Source organism: Isoptericola halotolerans (genome assembly GCF_013149785.1).
In the GTDB taxonomy this organism is placed as follows: domain Bacteria; phylum Actinomycetota; class Actinomycetes; order Actinomycetales; family Cellulomonadaceae; genus Isoptericola; species Isoptericola halotolerans.
This window is the reverse complement of sequence record NZ_JABEZU010000001.1, coordinates 12,908-28,629: the sequence shown is the minus strand read 5'-3', so window position 1 is coordinate 28,629 and position 15,722 is coordinate 12,908. Positions and strand designations below refer to the sequence as shown.

General features: G+C 71.2%; 14 protein-coding genes and 1 pseudogene. 7 read left to right on the top strand and 8 right to left on the bottom strand.

Features of this window, described 5'->3' with window-relative positions; translation table 11 throughout:
* Positions 1 to 5: 5 nt before the first annotated feature.
* The 3 genes from HDG69_RS18765 to HDG69_RS00135 are packed head-to-tail and all read right to left on the bottom strand — an operon-like array spanning position 6 to position 2,704.
* A complete protein-coding gene (locus HDG69_RS18765; protein ID WP_246255932.1) occupies positions 6 to 575 on the bottom strand; it encodes a DUF2087 domain-containing protein in 570 nt (189 codons plus the stop codon).
* Between the two features lie 43 nt (positions 576 to 618).
* Positions 619 to 1,893, bottom strand: a complete 1,275-nt coding sequence (locus HDG69_RS00140) for an NAD(P)/FAD-dependent oxidoreductase (RefSeq protein WP_171781768.1) — start codon at positions 1,891 to 1,893, stop codon at positions 619 to 621.
* 10 nt (positions 1,894 to 1,903) lie between these two features.
* The gene (locus HDG69_RS00135; protein WP_171781767.1) at positions 1,904 to 2,704 is read right to left on the bottom strand and encodes an SDR family oxidoreductase; all 801 of its coding nucleotides are present in this window, start codon (positions 2,702 to 2,704) and stop codon (positions 1,904 to 1,906) included.
* A gap of 686 nt (positions 2,705 to 3,390) precedes the next feature.
* On the opposite strand from HDG69_RS00135, the gene HDG69_RS00130 reads away from it, so the two are divergent.
* From HDG69_RS00130 to HDG69_RS00110, 5 genes and pseudogenes are all read left to right on the top strand, one after another.
* Complete coding sequence (locus tag HDG69_RS00130; protein ID WP_171781766.1) at positions 3,391 to 4,527, top strand: hypothetical protein; 1,137 nt, start codon at positions 3,391 to 3,393, stop codon at positions 4,525 to 4,527.
* Positions 4,528 to 4,538: 11 nt separating this feature from the next.
* Entirely contained in the window at positions 4,539 to 5,087 is a 549-nt protein-coding gene (locus tag HDG69_RS00125; protein WP_171781765.1) for a hypothetical protein, read from the top strand.
* Between the two features lie 362 nt (positions 5,088 to 5,449).
* Positions 5,450 to 5,775 (top strand): annotated as a pseudogene (locus tag HDG69_RS19260) (response regulator transcription factor); the annotation flags it as partial.
* Between the two features lie 95 nt (positions 5,776 to 5,870).
* Positions 5,871 to 6,140 (top strand): hypothetical protein, encoded by a 270-nt coding sequence (locus tag HDG69_RS00115; RefSeq protein WP_171781764.1) that lies wholly within the window; start codon positions 5,871 to 5,873, stop codon positions 6,138 to 6,140.
* Complete coding sequence (locus HDG69_RS00110; RefSeq protein WP_171781763.1) at positions 6,137 to 6,598, top strand: PIN domain-containing protein; 462 nt, start codon at positions 6,137 to 6,139, stop codon at positions 6,596 to 6,598. Before HDG69_RS00115 ends, HDG69_RS00110 begins: the two co-directional genes overlap by 4 nt.
* 3 nt (positions 6,599 to 6,601) lie before the next feature.
* Here the strand turns inward: HDG69_RS00110 and HDG69_RS00105 are convergent, their stop codons facing one another.
* From HDG69_RS00105 to HDG69_RS00085, 5 genes are read right to left on the bottom strand one after another with little or no spacing between them, the layout of a single operon-like run.
* Positions 6,602 to 8,710: an alpha-galactosidase gene (locus HDG69_RS00105; protein ID WP_343036183.1), complete on the bottom strand. Its 2,109-nt coding sequence runs from the start codon at positions 8,708 to 8,710 to the stop codon at positions 6,602 to 6,604.
* Between the two features lie 11 nt (positions 8,711 to 8,721).
* Positions 8,722 to 10,059 (bottom strand): ABC transporter substrate-binding protein, encoded by a 1,338-nt coding sequence (locus tag HDG69_RS00100; RefSeq protein ID WP_171781762.1) that lies wholly within the window; start codon positions 10,057 to 10,059, stop codon positions 8,722 to 8,724.
* Positions 10,060 to 10,109: 50 nt separating this feature from the next.
* The gene (locus HDG69_RS00095) at positions 10,110 to 11,012 is read right to left on the bottom strand and encodes a carbohydrate ABC transporter permease (RefSeq protein WP_425483996.1); all 903 of its coding nucleotides are present in this window, start codon (positions 11,010 to 11,012) and stop codon (positions 10,110 to 10,112) included.
* Positions 11,009 to 11,932, bottom strand: coding sequence for a carbohydrate ABC transporter permease (locus HDG69_RS00090; protein ID WP_246255931.1), 924 nt, complete (start codon positions 11,930 to 11,932; stop codon positions 11,009 to 11,011). The genes HDG69_RS00095 and HDG69_RS00090 overlap by 4 nt, the downstream gene beginning before the upstream one ends.
* Positions 11,929 to 13,977 (bottom strand): beta-galactosidase, encoded by a 2,049-nt coding sequence (locus HDG69_RS00085; RefSeq protein ID WP_343036182.1) that lies wholly within the window; start codon positions 13,975 to 13,977, stop codon positions 11,929 to 11,931. Before HDG69_RS00085 ends, HDG69_RS00090 begins: the two co-directional genes overlap by 4 nt.
* Positions 13,978 to 14,099: 122 nt before the next feature.
* Here HDG69_RS00085 and HDG69_RS00080 point away from each other — a divergent pair, with 122 nt between their 5' ends.
* Positions 14,100 to 15,110, top strand: a complete 1,011-nt coding sequence (locus HDG69_RS00080) for a LacI family DNA-binding transcriptional regulator (protein WP_171781761.1) — start codon at positions 14,100 to 14,102, stop codon at positions 15,108 to 15,110.
* Positions 15,111 to 15,179: 69 nt separating this feature from the next.
* Positions 15,180 to 15,683: a toxin-antitoxin system HicB family antitoxin gene (locus tag HDG69_RS00075; protein ID WP_171781760.1), complete on the top strand. Its 504-nt coding sequence runs from the start codon at positions 15,180 to 15,182 to the stop codon at positions 15,681 to 15,683.
* Positions 15,684 to 15,722 lie beyond the last annotated feature (39 nt).

Genomic DNA, 15,722 nt, shown 5'->3' with positions numbered 1-15,722 from the left:
GCGCGTCAGGGCGGCGAGGCCCCGTCCGACTCGCTGTCGAACTCGGTGACCGTCGTGCGCCAGTACTCCGCGCCGTCGCGCGTGCGGGTGACGAGCCCGGCGTCGACCAGGGCGCGGCGCAGCCCGACCGGGTCGGCCGTGCGCCGGCGCAGCCGGTCGGTCAGCGTGCGCTCGCTGACGGGCTCGTGCAGCGCCAGCACCTGCGTGGCGAGGTAGCGCACGACCTCCTGCCGGTCCCGCTGGCGCCGCGGCATCCCCTGGAGCCGTCCGTCGGTGAGGAGACGTTCCGGGCCGGAGGGTGGCGCCGGCTCGGCCGACGCGGCGGCGGTGAGGAGCTCCCGGAACCGCCCGGGCGCCGCTCGCGGGGTCCCGTCCTGCACGGACACGAGCCCCGCGTCGCACAGGGTGCTCAGCCGGCGGCGGTCGTCCGCGGTCAGGGCGTCGACAATCAGCACCTCGGCCGTCGGGGCACCGGCATCACCGCGCCCCGGGCCGCCCTCGACGATCCGCGCGAACAGCCGCAGCCTGTCCTCGTCCGCCAGCGCGGCCACCACCTGCCGCCACTCGTTGCTCATGGCACGAGCGTAGGACGGACGCGACCGGTCGGCCGACGCGCTGTCAGGCCTCGCCGAGCTCGCCCAGCACGATCCGACCGCGCAGCGACGCCGGGTCCGTCGGACCGGCCGCCAGCACCTCGCGGGCCGCGTCCGGCGCCTCGGTGCCCTCGTCGACGCCCCAGAGCAGCACGCCGTGCACCCGGACCGCGTCCGTGCCGTCGTCGGCCGGTTCGACGTAGTAGGCCACGACCTGCGCGAGCGGGTCGTCGGCGGGGCCCTGGCGGTCCTCGACGATCTCGAGGGAGGCGTCGAGAGTGCCCACCGCCTCGTAGCGCACGCCGAACAGCACCGAGTAGTAGAAGGGCGTGTGCGCGTACGGCTCGTCGGCGCCTGCCATGTCCCGCCCGGCCGCCCGGCCCGACGACGTCGCGTGGTCCACGTGCTCGACCCGCCGCGCACCGAGCACCCGGTCCGGGTAGTGCGCCACGTCCCCGGCGGCCCATACCGCGGGGTCGCTCGACCGCAGGTGCTCGTCCACGACGATGCCGCCGTCGTCGACCGTCTCCAGCCCGGCCTCGGCGGCGAACCCGGTCTCGAGCGAGATCCCCAGCCCCAGCACGACGACGTCGGCCTCGACCTGCTCGCCCGACGAGAGCGCCAGGTGGACCGGCCCGTCGGGACCCCGCACCTCGCCTCCCGTCGCCCCGGTACCGCGCACGAGCTCCACCCCGTGGGTGCGGAACGGCAGCTCCACACGCCCGGCGAGGTCGGCGGGCAGCATCTGGTCCAGGAGAGTGTCCTGCGTGAACACGAGGGTCACCTGCGCGTCGGTCTCGGTGAGCCCGGCCGCCAGCTCGGTGGCGATGTAGCTGCCGCCCACCACCACGACGTGCGGACTGCCGTGCGAGGTGAGCCCGCGCAGCCGCTCGTAGTCGCGCACGCTGCGGAACGGGATGACGCGGCCCGTGCCGTGCGAGTCGTCGACGTCGGCCGAGCCGGGTGTGCCGCTGGTGGCCACCAGGGCTTTGCCGTAGCCGATCTCCCGGCCCGACGCCGTGCTCACCGTGCGGCGGTCCGTGTCGAGCGCGACGACGGTCTCGCCGAGCAGCAGGTCCGCCCCGGTGTCCTCGGCCGTCCCCGTCCACACCTGGTCGAACGTGAAGTCCGGGTCCGTCCACAGCTTCTTGGACAGCGCCGGGCGTGTCACGGGCTCGGTCTGCTCGCGGCCGACGATCCCGATGCTGCCGGTGGGGTCGACCTCGCGGATGCCGCGCGCGGCGGCGTCGGACGCCATCCCGGCGCCGAGCAGCAGGTAGTCGTAGTGGTCGTTCACCATGGAGGCCTCCTCAGATCGTGGCGACCGAGCCGCCGTCGACCCGGTAGTTCGAGCCGATGACGTAGCTCGCGCGGGCGGAGCAGAGCAGGGCGACCACCGCGGCGACCTCCTCGGGCCTGCCACGGCGGTCCGTCTCGATGAACGGCCGCTCCTCGGCGAGGAAGCTGCGGACCGCCTCGTCACGGTCGACGCCGAGCTCCGCGGCGCGGGCGTCCATCATCTCGTCGGTCATGGGCGTCTCGACGAAGGCGGGCGAGACGGCGTTCACCAGGACACCCTCGCTGCCGTACGTCTTCGACAGGCCCTTGGTCAGGTTGAGCAGCGCGGCCTTCGACGCGTTGTACGGCAGCTCGTCGACGTAGGGCTGCAGGCCGTTCTCCGAGGAGATCAGCACGATGCGGCCCCACCCGGCGGCCCGCATCCCCGGCAGCAGGGCGCGCACCGTGCGCACCGCGGCGAGCAGGTCCACCTGCAGCGTCTCGAGCCAGCCGTCGTCGTCGATCTCGTGGAACAGGCCCTGCGCCCCGTGGATCCCGGCCGCGTGCACGAGGATGCCCGCCGGACCGAACGCCTCCTCGGTGGCACGCACCAGGTGGGCGACGTCGTCGGGCCGCGTGAGGTCCGCGCCGACGGCGGCCCAGCTCCCGGCCGGTGCGCCCAGCGACTCGGCCGCCGCGCGGACCGCCGCCTCGTCGGTGTCGGTGAGGACGACGCGCGCGCCCTCGCGCAACAGCTCGAGCGCGGACGCCAGGCCGATGCCCGAGTCCGCCCCGGTGACGACCGCGACGCGGCCTTCGATACCCAGGTCCACAGGTGCTCCCCTCGTTCCGGTGCGCCAGGTCCGGCGCGCCGTCATCGTGCCCAGGAGCCCGTGGGCTCGCACGAGGAGACCGCGGGAGGGAGGACGGCTCCCTCCCGTGGGGGTGGTGGGCGGCGGTGGCGGACCGACATGATCACCGTCATGACGCACCACGACCCGGTCCCGCGCTCGACGAGCGCGGCCTGGCCCCGTCCTCAGCACGGCCACGACGATGCGCGCGACCACCGCGCACCTCCTCGGGGCGAGCGAGGAAATGGGTGTCGACACCGTGCTCCCCCGCGCGATCCCCCCGACGAGCGGGCGATCTCCGCCGGTCACAGCAGGGGACAACTGGACCGCGATCCTCGAGGTGATCGAGGCAGCCCGGCACACCAAGGGCCTGACTCCTCCAGGTGGGTCCAGGTGATGCAGGCTGAGCATGACGACGTCGTGGCGGTGACGTGAGCTCGTCGTCGTGGGTGGTCGAGCGAGACGGCGTTCGACGCCGTGGCGGGCCGACCGTCCGGCTGCCAACCCAGCATCCCGTGTGTGATGACCCGGTTTCCCACGAACTCGGACACGCGACAGCAGACTTCGGACGTCGGTCGGCGTGGCATCCCGCGGAGGTCGCGACGAGACATCAAGATCAGGCTGATCACTACGGCCCCCGCAGTGGTCAACTACACAGGGAGCTCTGTATGAATCCGACCTCATCGGCACGAAGTCTGCATCGGCCGGTGTCCGCGATCGCGGCCACTGTGATCACAGCTCTCATCGTGAGCATCGGCGGCACGGCCTCTGCCTCGACGACCGCTACTGAGCGATCAGCCGACGAAGCCGAGGTTGTTCTCGACCGAGCACGACAGGCGATTAAAGAATTTAACGATAGTCAGTTCCGGTCAACCGGTACAGCGCCAGCTCAAGCTGGCACGAAAGTAGCGACAGGCGTGGGTAGCGCTCACGTTCTCGATGAGACGGCGGTCGTCAGCGGCGACGTAGTGACGCTTGAAGCCGTGGACCATTCTCTGGACCAAATGAGCGGCATCCTCGAGGACGGCACTATCCTCTACGAAGGTGACGACATTGACCATGCGCTGGCGGCATTCGAGGACGGCTCATTCCGCGCCGAGACCATTATCCGGGGCCCGGCAGCGCCGCGCGAAATTGCATACGACATCACCTTCAGCGAGGGTACGCACGCCGAGATAGCGGATGACGGTGGCGTTGACGTGTTCGAGGTCTTCGCTGATGAACCTGCACAGGTTCTGGTCGGGCGCTTCGAGACCCCGTGGGCGATCGACGCGAGCGGGACGCCTATTGATACCTGGTACGAACTGGACGGGGGGTCGTTGGTCCAGGTTGTCGATCATGGTGTCGACACAGCCTACCCCGTGGTTGCCGATCCGTTCTGGATCCCCGCCATCGTCGTCGCTCTCCGCGTCGCCAGCGTGACCATCAAGGTGGGTTCCAAGACTGTCAAGTACGCTAAGGCCCCCGCCTCAAGGGCCGCCAATGCACTTTCGTCCTACAAGACGCTCTCCTTCAAGACTGGTGCGCACACGTTCAAGCTCGACAAGAGCGGAATGAAGCATATTCTCACACGCCACCACCCGAAGTACTGGACCGGGGGATCGAAGGCCACGCAGACGTTCTTCAACCCGAACATGTCGGTCACTCAGGTTCGAAGTCTCGTGCACGGCGCGATGAAGCAGTGGCCGGCCACGCTCAAGAGCCGCGGAACAAATCAGCGCATTTCGCTCAGCGGAACCTACGACGGCGTCAAGTACAAGATGGTAATTGACAAGGGCCGAGTCGTCCAATTCTACCCGCGTTGAAGAGGGATAGCATGGGAAACACGCCACGTGCCGTCACAGCCGAATCATTCATTCTGGTTCCGCATACCGTCACCGACCTCGAGGACTTCTCAGCGCACCACGAGCGCTATCTCGTCAGTATCGATGCCGAGCCCGAACGCGCCGTTTCCTTGTGGCACGAAAGACTCAGGGACAATCCATACGGCAGTGAAGGTTTCCTCGACCTGAGGTATCACGGCCAAGAACTGATGGCGCCGGAGCTCTGGGACGAGGTGTACGGCATCTGGCACTCGCTGGTTGAGATCATTGACGATTTCTTGGCCACCGGAACAGGGAGCGACCTGTTCCCCGACCAGCCCGTCGGCATCGAACTAAAGTCTCACGGGCGATCGGCGGTCTTTCGCGTGCACGAAAAATCGGTGACCGTCGATCCCGAAGAGTTCATCCCAGGAGTCCTCCACGAAGCCAAGCGCTACTTTTCTTGGGTCGCCCTGCGAATCGGCAGCGACGAGACCCCGGTTCTCGAACGGATCGAATCGGTCGGAGCACGTTTTCGACGCGAACAGCATCGCTCGACCTGACGTCGCTGAGCACTTCGATCGATTCGGCAGCTGGACTTCGGTCGACAGCTTGGCTACCGGTTCAACGCCGATTGCCGAATCTGCTACTCCGGCCTCGAAGGAGGATGCTCTGCCGTCGAGGGGGTGTCCGGAAGACACGTCGAGAACTCCCTCGACGGCAACGGGTGGCGCGTGTGATGGATAACTTCTGATTGATGTCCGAGATCAAGGGGCATGACGAATCAACCTGCTCCAGCACTGATTCTGCGTGATGGTGCCCAAGCAGAACTGGAACGGTGGGTGCGTTCCTCGACGGTCGCGGCCGGGGATGGCGCGTCAGGCTCGGAGCGCGGCGTCTCGGTGAGGTCCAAGGGCTCAACGCAGCTGAGGGTGTAGCGGTCACAACGTTCGACCTCGACGGGTACGTCTACGACGCGCTGCACGCCGGTGCGAGCGGGTTCCTGCTCAAGGAAGTCACCGGCGCCGGCCCGCGGCACCGAGCTCCCCGGCGCTCGCTGCGCTGACGCCGCGCGAGACCGACGTCCTGCGCGCCGTCGCCCGCGGGCTGTCCAACGCCGAGATCGCCGAGGCGCTGTTCATCGGCGAGCAGACGGTCAAGTCGCACGTGTCCGAGGTGCTGCGCAAGCTGTCGTGCCGTGGCCGGGTGCAGCTCGTCATCGCCGCGTACGAGTCCGGGCTGGTCAGCTGACGGCACAGCGGGGCCCTGACCTGGCACCAGTCGTGCTGACCTCGCCGCTGGACCGTGGTGATGCACCTTCTTGACGACGGTGCAACACTAGGAGCATGCCCACGACCCACCCTCGCCACCAGGTGACGGAGACCGAGACGGTGCACGAGGCACTGGAGATCGCGCGCGCCGCCTGGCCGAACGAGACGTCCCCGTCCAAGCTCCTGACACGCCTGGTCGTGGAGGGGCAGCACCGACTGCTGGAGAACCCAAGGATTCGCGCGGAGCTGCGCCGCCGCGCGCTGTCCGAGCTTCACCAGGAGCACCCGTGGCCGCAGGGGCCGGGCTACCTGGACGCCGTGCGGGAACAGGACTGGGCCGAGTGACGGCGATCCCCGGCCCGGTCGTCGCGGACGCCAACATCCTGATCGCCCTCCTGGACCCCACGCACGTCCACCACGAGGCGGTGCAGCAGGCTCTGGACCACGTCATCCCGGTGACCTCGATCGACCCCACGACGCACACGCAGCGTCCGGTGATCGCGTACGTGCATCCGCTGAACATGGCCGAGGTGCTGCGCGGGTACACCGCCGCATCTCGGCAACGGGTGCTGGAGCTGGTCGAGAGCCCGCAGGTCGGCATCGTCGCCAGGCCTGTCGAGGATCGCCACGAGGAAGTGTTGTCCCTGGCGAGGTACGCCGAGCACGTCAAGATGCCGGACGCGTGCGTCCTGGCCCTGGCCCACCACACGCGAGCCGCCGTGCTGACGCTGGACAAGCGGCTGTCCAACGCTGCGGTGACGCTGGACATGGACGTCGTCGACATGCCCTTGTCCACTCCCTGACCTTCACACCCGCGTGGCCCGCAGCAGCACCCCCTGCTCGGGGGCGAGCGGCGGCAGCGGCAGCCCCACCTCGGCGAGCACCGCGCCGGGCAGCTCGACGGACCCCGCCTCCCACCAGGACGGCGGGGCGTCGCCGACCACGAGCGGAGCCCCGGCCAGGTCGACGCGTTCCACCCGGTAGGTGGTCCCCGGGTCGAGGCCCGGCAACAGCAAGGGGGCCGGGACCGCGGCGGCGGAGGCAGCCCGGGTGACGACGGCGAAGATCGCCTCGCGGGCGTCGGGGGCGACGAGCCCGTGGACCCAGCAGTCGTCGTCGGTGTCGGCGCGCACGGTGGTGCCGGTGGCGACGAGCGGGCGGACCTCCTGGACGAACCGCACCCACCGGGTGACGGCCTCGAGGTCGCCGCCCGTCATGCGAGTGAGGTCCGCCTCGATGCCGCTGTGCCCGAACACCGCGGTGACGAGCCGCAGCGACAGGTCGTGGGTGCGACCCGTGGTGTGCGATCGCGCGTCGCCGACGTGGGAGCCGACCAGCTCGGGCGGCACGAGCAGCCCCGTCCAGCGCTGCACGGCCTGCCGTTCCAGGGCGTCGTTGGTGTCCGAGGCCCACACCCGGTCCGTCCGGTCGAGGACGTCGAGGTCGACCTTGCCCCCGCCGGAGGAGCACGACTCGATCTCCAGCCCGGGGAACCGGGCCCGCAGCTCGTCCATGAGCCGCCGGGTGGCGAGGACCTGCGGGCGGGACGGCGCGTCGAGCACGTCGCGGTTCTGGTCCCACTTGAGGTAGCCGATCGGGTACTCCTCCAGCAGGGCGACGACGGCGTCGCGCACGTGGGCGTACGCGTCCGGGTTCGCGAGGTCCAGGACCTGCTGGTGGCGCCACGGCAGCGGGTCGCGGCCCGGGGTCGCCCGCAGCACCCAGTCCGGGTGGCGGCGCGCGACGTCGGAGTCCGCGTTGACCATCTCCGGCTCCACCCACAGGCCGAACTCCATGCCCAGGCCGGTCACGTGCTGCACGAGCGGGTGCAGGCCGTCGGGCCAGACGCCGTCGTCCACGGTCCAGTCGCCCAGCCCGCGGCGGTCGTCGCGCCGCCCGCGGAACCAGCCGTCGTCGAGCACGAACCGCTCGACGCCGACGCGGGCGGCGGCGTCGGCGAGCGCCCGCAGCCGGTCCAGGTCGTGCTCGAAGTAGACCGCCTCCCAGGTGTTGAGCGTGACGGGGCGCGGGCGCGCGGCACGCCCGGGACGGTCGCGCACCCAGGCGTGGAAGCGCTCAGAGAGGCCGTCGAGGCCGTCGTCGGACCAGCCGGCGAGAGTGCGCGGCGAGGAGTAGGTCTCGCCGGGGGCGAGGACGACGTCACCCGACCCCCACAGCTCTCCCGCGCCGACGACGACGTGCCCGGAGGCCAGTCGCTCGACCCGCACGGAGGTGTCGCCGCTCCAGGCGTGGTGGACGGCCCAGACCTCCCCGGTACGGAACGCGAAACCTGGGGTGCCGACCACGGTGGCGAAGGGGGCGTCGTGCCCGGGTCGCCCGTGCCGGGTCTCGCGCTCCCACAGCCCGTCGCGCAGGGGCGCGCGCTGCGGTCGCCGCTCCCCCGCCCAGCGTCCCGACAGGTCGAGCAGCTCGGTCGCGCGGGCGGGCACCGGCAGCGTGGACGTCACGCGGTCCAGGGCGTAGGGCGTGGTGCCGGTGTTGGCGACGTCCGTGCGGCTCTCGAGGACGCCCTGCGCGTGCAGCGTCAGGCGCACGACGACCTCCAGGCCGGCGGCCGGGTCGACCAGCAGGACCTGCAGGGAGTCGCCGTCCGCCGTCGTGCGGACCGGTCGGGGCGCCGGGCGGCGCGCCGCGCCGTCGTCGGGCCGGGTGGGGCGCCAGCCGGCGAGGCCGGAGCGACCGGACCAACCGTCCGCCGCGAGGGGCAGCACCGTGGCGCGCACCGGCACGTCCGGGGAGCTGGCCGTGACGGCAGGGACCTGGCTGTCCGCGAGCGCCCCGAGCGCGGCCGGACCGAGCGCCCCCAGGTCGGCACCCCAGTGGACGATCACGGGCACGCCCGTGCCGCGGGCGTCGAGCACGAGGCTCGAGCCCGCGGCACGGAGGTGGTTCACCGACGACGACGTCACTCGGCCACCGGGATGGACTGCGACTCCAGGGTGCGGATCGTGGCGTCCTGACCGGCCTGCAGGGCCTCGAGCAGGGTGCCCGAACCGCTCAGCGCCGCGCCGAACCCGTCCGCGACGTCGTTGTAGGTCTGCGCCATCGTCGGGCCCCAGGTGAAGCTGGGGTCCGTCGCGGCAGCGGCCTCGGCGAAGACGTCGAAGATCGGCTGGTCGCCGTAGAACTCCAGTCCTTCCTTCAGCGCGGGGAGCTCCAGGCCCGCGGTGGTCGCGGGGTACAGGCCGCCACCCTCGTTGAGCGCCGTCAGCGACTCCTCGGAGGTGTTGAGCCAGAGGGCGAACTGCGCCGCCTCGTACGGGTGATCGGTGCCCTTCAGCACGGCGACGCTCGAACCGCCCCAGTTGCCGGCCGCGTCGGCACCCGGCTCCCACTGCGGCATCGGCGCGACGGCCCAGTCACCCGCGGTGTCCGGGGCGCCCGAGGAGATGGAGTTGCTGCCCCACACGGCGCTGACCCAGGTCCACAGCTCACCGGTGTTGAGCTCGTTGTTCCACTCGTCGGAGAACCCGGCGGTGTCCTTGACCAGGCCCTCGTCGATCAGGCCCTGCCAGTAGTCGGCCACCTCGGTCGACTGCGGACCGGTGAGGTCCACCGTCCACTGCTCGCCGTCGTTCTCGAACCACCGACCCTCCGCCTGCCACACGAGCCCGGCGAACCAGTTGACGTCCGTGCGCGGGAAGTGCGTGATGTAGGCGCCCTCGTCGCGGATGGCGGCCGCGGCGTCGGCGTACTCGTCCCAGGTGGTGGGCACGTCGATGCCGGCCTCCTCGAAGAGGTCCGCCCGGTAGAACATCGCCATCGGGCCGGTGTCCTGCGGGATCGCGAAGACGGAACCCTCCTCGCCGAACGTCACCTGCTGCCAGGTCCAGTCGACGAACTGGTCCCCGGCCTCGAGCACGCCCTCGCAGTCGGCGATGTTCACCAGACCATCCTGCACCCGGAAGTTCGGCAGCGTGTCGAACTCGATCTGGCCCAGGTCCGGCGCCTGCCCGGCCTCGAGCTGGTTGAAGAAGTCCTGGTAGGTCCCGGCGTTGCCGGACGGACCCGTGTTGTAGGTGACCTGGATGTCGGGGTTGGCCTCGTTCCACAGGGCGACGGCGTCCTCCATCCCGGGGACCCAGCCGGTGTACGTCAGCTCCACGGGCCCCTCGGACGGCGCACACGCCGGGGCGTCGGCGCCCTCGGTGGCGCCGTCGTCGGACGAGCCGGAGCAACCGGCGAGCAGGACGGCGCCGGCGACGACGGCGGCGCCCGAACGGGCGAGAGTGTGGCGATGCATGGTGTTCCTCCTTGAACGGGGCGGGGTCGAGCAGGTCGGGAGGGCGGGTGTCATGCCTTGACACCGCCGGCGGCGAGGCCGCCGCGCCAGAAGCGCTGCAGCCCCAGGAAGGCGAGGATCAGGGGGACGATCGCGACGAAGGCGCCGACGATGACGGCGGTGCGCAGCTCCGGGACGGCGTTCGTCTGGGAGTTCCACGCGTACAGCCCGAGCGTCACGGGGTAGAGCTTGTCGTCCGAGAGCATCACCAGGGGCAGGAAGAAGTTGTTCCAGATGGTGACGAACTGGAACAGGAAGATCGTCACCAGGGCCGGTGCCATGAGCCGCACCGAGACGGTGAAGAAGGTGCGCACCTCGCCCGAGCCGTCCAGGCGGGCCGCCTCGAGCAGCTCGTCGGGCACGCTGGCCGCGGCGTAGATCCGCGCGAGGTACACCCCGAACGGACTGACGAGGCTGGGCAGGAACACCGACCAGTACGTGTTGGTCATGTCCACGGCGCTGAAGATGAGGAACAGCGGCAGCGCGAGCGCCGTGACCGGGACCAGCACCCCGCCGAGGATGATGTTGAACAGCAGGTCGCGGCCACGGAACGCGTACTTCGCCAGGGCGTACCCGCACATCGACGCGAGCAGCGTGCCCAGCACCGCGCCCACCCCGGCGTAGAGCACGGCGTTGCCGAGCCAGCGCAGGTAGACGCCGCCGTCGTAGGTGAACAGGTACGTGAGGTTGTCCCACAGGTGGAAGTCCGCGAACCACAGCCCGGCCGTGGAGGAGAACTGCCCGCGCGACTTGGTGGAGGCCACCGCCAGCCACCAGATGGGCACCAGGAAGTACAGGGTGAAGGCACCCATGATGACGAACGCCACGAGGCGGGACATGGGGCGCTCGCGGACCTTGCCCCCGTCGCGGGCCGTCGTCGGGCCGTAGCCGTCGGTCCTCGTCAGGATGCTCACTGGAAGGCCTTCCTCTGCGTCAGGCGCAGGAACACGAACGACAGCACGAACGTCAGCAGCGCCAGCACCACGGAGAACGCGGCGGCCAGGTTGAAGTTCGGCACCGTGGAGGTCGTGTACACCACGAGGTTCGGGGTGAAGGTGGAGCTGACCGAGGTGGTGAACGTGCGGAACACCTGCGGCTCGGTGAGCAGCTGCAGCGTGCCGATGATCGAGAACACCCCGGTCAGCACGAGCGCGGGCACCACGAGCGGGATCTTCACCGACCAGGCGATGCGGAGCTGTCCGGCGCCGTCGATGCGCGCCGCCTCGTAGATCTCCCCGGGGATGGCCTGCAGCGCGGAGTAGATGATGAGCATGTTGTAGCCCGCGTAGACCCACGTGACGACGTTCGCGATCGCCCACAGCACCAGCCCGCCGCCGAGGAGGGGCACGCTGCTGGTCACGGCGCTGAACGGCGACAGGCTCGGCGAGTACAGGAAGCCCCACATGATGGCGGCGATGACGCCGGGCACGGCGTACGGCGCGAAGAACGCCAGCCGGTAGAACTTCTTGCCCCGCACGAGCGGGGAGTCGATGAGCAGGGCCAGCACCAGCGCGAGGCCGAGCATGACGGGCACCTGCACCGCGCCGAAGAGCAGCACCCGGCCGAGGGAGGCCCAGAAGGCGTCGGAGGCGAAGACCTGCTCGTACTGGGTCAGGCCGCCGAACACCTCCGTGGCGGGCCCGAAGGTCCCCTCGCGCTCCACGGTGCGGAACGACCGGAACACCGCGTAGCCGATGGGCACCAGGTAGAACATCGTGAACAGGACGAAGAACGGCACGACGAGGATCGCCAGCGCCCCGGCGTGGTGCGTCCGTCCGCGCGGTGGTGACCCCGACCTGCGGGGTGCGCGCCTGCCTGCGGTGACCGTGCTCATGCTGTCGCCTCCTGCCCGGACCGTCGGTCCGTCGTCGACTGCTCGCGGACGACGGCGACGCCGCCGCCCGGCACCTCGTGCGTGTCCGCCGTCCGGCCCGACAGGAGCTCCACGCCCGGCGCGTGCGCGACGAACGGTTCGCTCCCGTGGTTGACGACGAACAGGTAGGACGACGCCTCGTCTCGACGCCGGACGGCGTCGACCGTCGCCGGTGCGCCGGCCAGGACCGGCTCGACGCCTGCGTCGGCGAGCGCCCGGGCCGCCAGGCCGTCCCGGTCCGGCGTGTCCAGGCGGGTCGCGACGTACCGGGCGACGCCCGCGCCGTGCTCGTGCCGCGTCACGGCCGGCAGCCCGGCGACGGGGCCGTCCGTGAAGCGGCTCTCGACCGTCGCGCCGCGGGTCTCGACGCGCTCGGTCCACACCTGCCCGGTGCCGCCGTCGTCCAGCGCGACCCGCTGACCGGCGTCGAGCGGGAAGAACTCGTCGGTGCGCAGCCCGAGCACGTCCCGGAACGCACCGGGGTAGCCGCCGGTACGGACGTGGTCGTGCTCGTCGACGATCCCGGAGAAGTAGGTGACCAGCAGGTGCCCGCCGGCGTCCACGTACCGCTCGAGCGCCGCGGCCGCCTCGTCGGCGACGAGGAAGAGCGTGGGCACGACGACGAGCCGGTAGCCGGACAGGTCGGCGCCCGGCGCCACGACGTCGACTCCAGCTCCGCTCCGGCGGAGCGCGGCGTGCATCGCGTGCACCTCGTCGAGGTAGCGCACGTCCTGGGTGGGGTGGCCGGGCGCGTCGGTGGCCCACCAGGCCTGCCAGTCGAACAGCAGCGCGACGTCGCTGGTGACGGTGCTGCCCGCGACGTCGTCGAGGGAGTCCAGCAGGGCGCCGAGGCGCAGGGTCGCCCGCCACTGGGTGGACTCGGTGCCGGCGTGCGGCAGCAGCGCGGAGTGGAACTGCTCGGCGCCGGCGCGCGAGGCCCGCCACTGGAAGAAGCACACGGCGTCGGCGCCGCGGGCGACGTGGGTCAGGACCATGCGCTCGAGCTCGCCCGGACGCTTGGCGATGTTGCGCGGCTGCCAGTTCACCGCTCCGTGCGAGGCCTCCATGAGCATCCACGGGGCACCGTCGGCCAGGCCGCGGGTGGCGTCGGCGGCGAAGGCGAGCTCGGCCCAGGGGTCGGGCAGCCGGTGGTCGAGGTAGTGATCGTTCGCGACGACGTCCATGTGCGGGGCCCAGGCCCGGTAGTCCTGGGTGGCGATGTGCGCGGTGACCATGAAGTTGGTGGTCACCGGCGTGGTGGTGGTCGCGCGCAGGATCGCCGCCTCGGCGTGGTACCAGTCGAGCAGGGCGTCGGAGCTGAAGCGGCGGAAGTCGAGGACCTGGGTGGGGTTCTCCGGCGAGGCGGTCGCCCGCGGTGGCAGGACCTCCTCGAAGGACCCGTACCGCTGGCTCCAGAAGCTGGTCCCCCAGGCCGCGTTGAGCGCGTCGACGGTGCCGTACCGCTGGGCGAGCCAGCGGCGGAACGCCGCGGCCGACTCGTCGCAGTAGCACAGCGCGTTGTGGCAGCCGAGCTCGTTGGACACGTGCCACAGCGCGAGCGCGGGGTGCTCGCCGTAGCGCTCCGCGACCGTGCGCACGAGGCGTTCGGCGTGGTCGCGCAGCACGGGCGAGCTGGGGCACCAGGCCTGCCGTCCGCCCGGGCTGACGGTGCCGCCGTCACGGGTGACGGGCAGGATCTCGGGGTGCCGGGTGGTGAGCCAGGGGGGCGGGGTCGAGGTGCCGGTGCCGAGGTTCACGGCGATGCCGTGCTCGTGCAGCAGGTCCATGACGTGGTCGAGGTCCTCGAAGCGGTACTCGCCGGGGGCTCGCTCGATCTCGGCCCATCCGAAGACGTTGACGGCGACCAGGTCGACCCCGGCCTCGCGCATGAGGCGGACGTCCTCCGCCCACGTCTCGCGGGGCCACTGCTCGGGGTTGTAGTCACCGCCGAACGCGATGCCGCGCTGCGGGAGCGGGAGCCGCCCTCGGCTCGTTCTGGGGTCCACGTCGACGACCGATCCTCATCCTTGAAGGGGTGTGTGCACGTGCACACATTGGGAGAGTACCCCATGTGGCGCCCGGTGTGTACACGTGCACACAATCGTGTCCTGATGGATACGCTGTGCCCATGACCTCACCAGGGCGCGTCCGAGCGACGGTGCACGACGTCGCGGCCCACGCCGGCGTGTCCCGCGGCACCGTGTCCCGCGCGCTCAACGGCACCGGCTACGTCTCCGCCGAGGCCCGCGCCCGCATCGAGGCCGCCATCGCCGAGGTCGGGTACGTGCGCAACAACGCCGCCCGCAACCTCGTCATGCGCAAGACGTGGGCCATCGGGTTCGTCGTCCACGAACCGCACCAGCTGTTCCTCGAGGACCCCAACATCGGCGGGATCCTCCTCGGCACCAACGCCGTCGTCGCCGAGGCCGACCACCAGCTCGTGGTGCTCGTCGTCGACTCCGACGACGACGCCGCCCGCGTCTCGAGCTACCTGCGCGGAGGGTTCGTCGACGGCGCCGTCCTCGTCTCGGCCCGCTCGCACGACCAGGTCGCCGACGCCGTCGAGGAGATCCGCCTGCCCGCCGCGTTCGTCGGGCACCCCGAGGGCCGCCCCGCGATCCCCTACGTCGGCATCGACAACCGCGCCGCAGCCCGCACGCTCACCACCCGACTGCGCGACACCGGCCGCCGGCGCATCGGCATGCTGGCCAGCGCCCTCGACCGCGACTCCGGCGCCGACCGGCTCGCCGGGTTCCGCGACGCCCTCGGGCCCCGGTTCGACGAGCACCTCGTCGTCGCCGACCCGCTGTACTCGTACCACGCCGGGGTCAGCACCATGACCGAGCTGCTGCGGCGCGCGCCGGACGTCGACGGGGTGTTCGCCGCCTCCGACGCCGTGGCCGCCGGAGCGATCGAGGCGCTGCGGTCCGCCGGCCGCACGGTCCCCGACGACGTCGGCGTCGTCGGCTTCGACGACAGCGCCTGGGCACTGCGGTGCAACCCCCCGCTGTCCACGGTCCACCAGCCTGCCGCCGAGATGGGCCGCGCCGCCGCGCGGCTCGTGCTCGAACAGCTCGAGGGCCGCACCCCCGAGAGCGTCACGCTGCCCACCGACGTCGTCTGGCGCGACTCGGCCTGATCGCGGCCGGCACAAGAGGGTGGTGTCACACCTCTTGCAATGACACCATTGTGGTGTCATAGTGAAGTCATGGACTTGACCCGTTACGTGGACTCGCTGCAGCAGCAGCTCCGCACCGCCGCCTCCGCCGGCAGCGACGAGGCCCGCGAACTCGCCGACCGGCTCACCGCACCGCTCGACTCAGCAGCACGCCTCGTGCTGCTCGAGGCGCTCTCCGACGCGGCCGGCGAGATCTCCGCGGAGATCGCCCCGGGCTCGGTGGACATCCGGCTGCGGGCCGGGTCGCCCGAGTTCGTCGTCGACGTCCCCGTGGCATCCGACGGCACGTCACCGGCACCAGCACCGACGGCCCCGCCGGTCGTCGACGCCGACGCCGGCGCCACGACGCGCACCACCCTGCGGCTCCCGGACCACCTCAAGACGCAGGCCGAGACCGCCGCCGCCCAGGAGGGCGTGTCGGTCAACACCTGGCTCGTGCGAGCGGTCGCCGCTGCCCTGGAGCAGTCCACCGGCCGCCCCGCGGCGGGCCGGCCGTCTCGCGGCGGCAGCCGCGCCACCGGATGGGTCCGCTGACCCGCTTCCCACCACACCCCTGTCCGCCAGCATCGCCCT

Coding starts and splice junctions, on each gene's coding strand:
- HDG69_RS18765 (WP_246255932.1), bottom strand. CDS start 575: ATGAGCAACGAGTGGCGGCAGGTGGTGGCCGCGCTGGCGGACGAGGAC.
- HDG69_RS00140 (WP_171781768.1), bottom strand. CDS start 1,893: ATGGTGAACGACCACTACGACTACCTGCTGCTCGGCGCCGGGATGGCG.
- HDG69_RS00130 (WP_171781766.1), top strand. CDS start 3,391: ATGAATCCGACCTCATCGGCACGAAGTCTGCATCGGCCGGTGTCCGCG.
- HDG69_RS00125 (WP_171781765.1), top strand. CDS start 4,539: ATGGGAAACACGCCACGTGCCGTCACAGCCGAATCATTCATTCTGGTT.
- HDG69_RS00115 (WP_171781764.1), top strand. CDS start 5,871: ATGCCCACGACCCACCCTCGCCACCAGGTGACGGAGACCGAGACGGTG.
- HDG69_RS00100 (WP_171781762.1), bottom strand. CDS start 10,059: ATGCATCGCCACACTCTCGCCCGTTCGGGCGCCGCCGTCGTCGCCGGC.
- HDG69_RS00090 (WP_246255931.1), bottom strand. CDS start 11,932: ATGAGCACGGTCACCGCAGGCAGGCGCGCACCCCGCAGGTCGGGGTCA.
- HDG69_RS00080 (WP_171781761.1), top strand. CDS start 14,100: ATGACCTCACCAGGGCGCGTCCGAGCGACGGTGCACGACGTCGCGGCC.
- HDG69_RS00075 (WP_171781760.1), top strand. CDS start 15,180: ATGGACTTGACCCGTTACGTGGACTCGCTGCAGCAGCAGCTCCGCACC.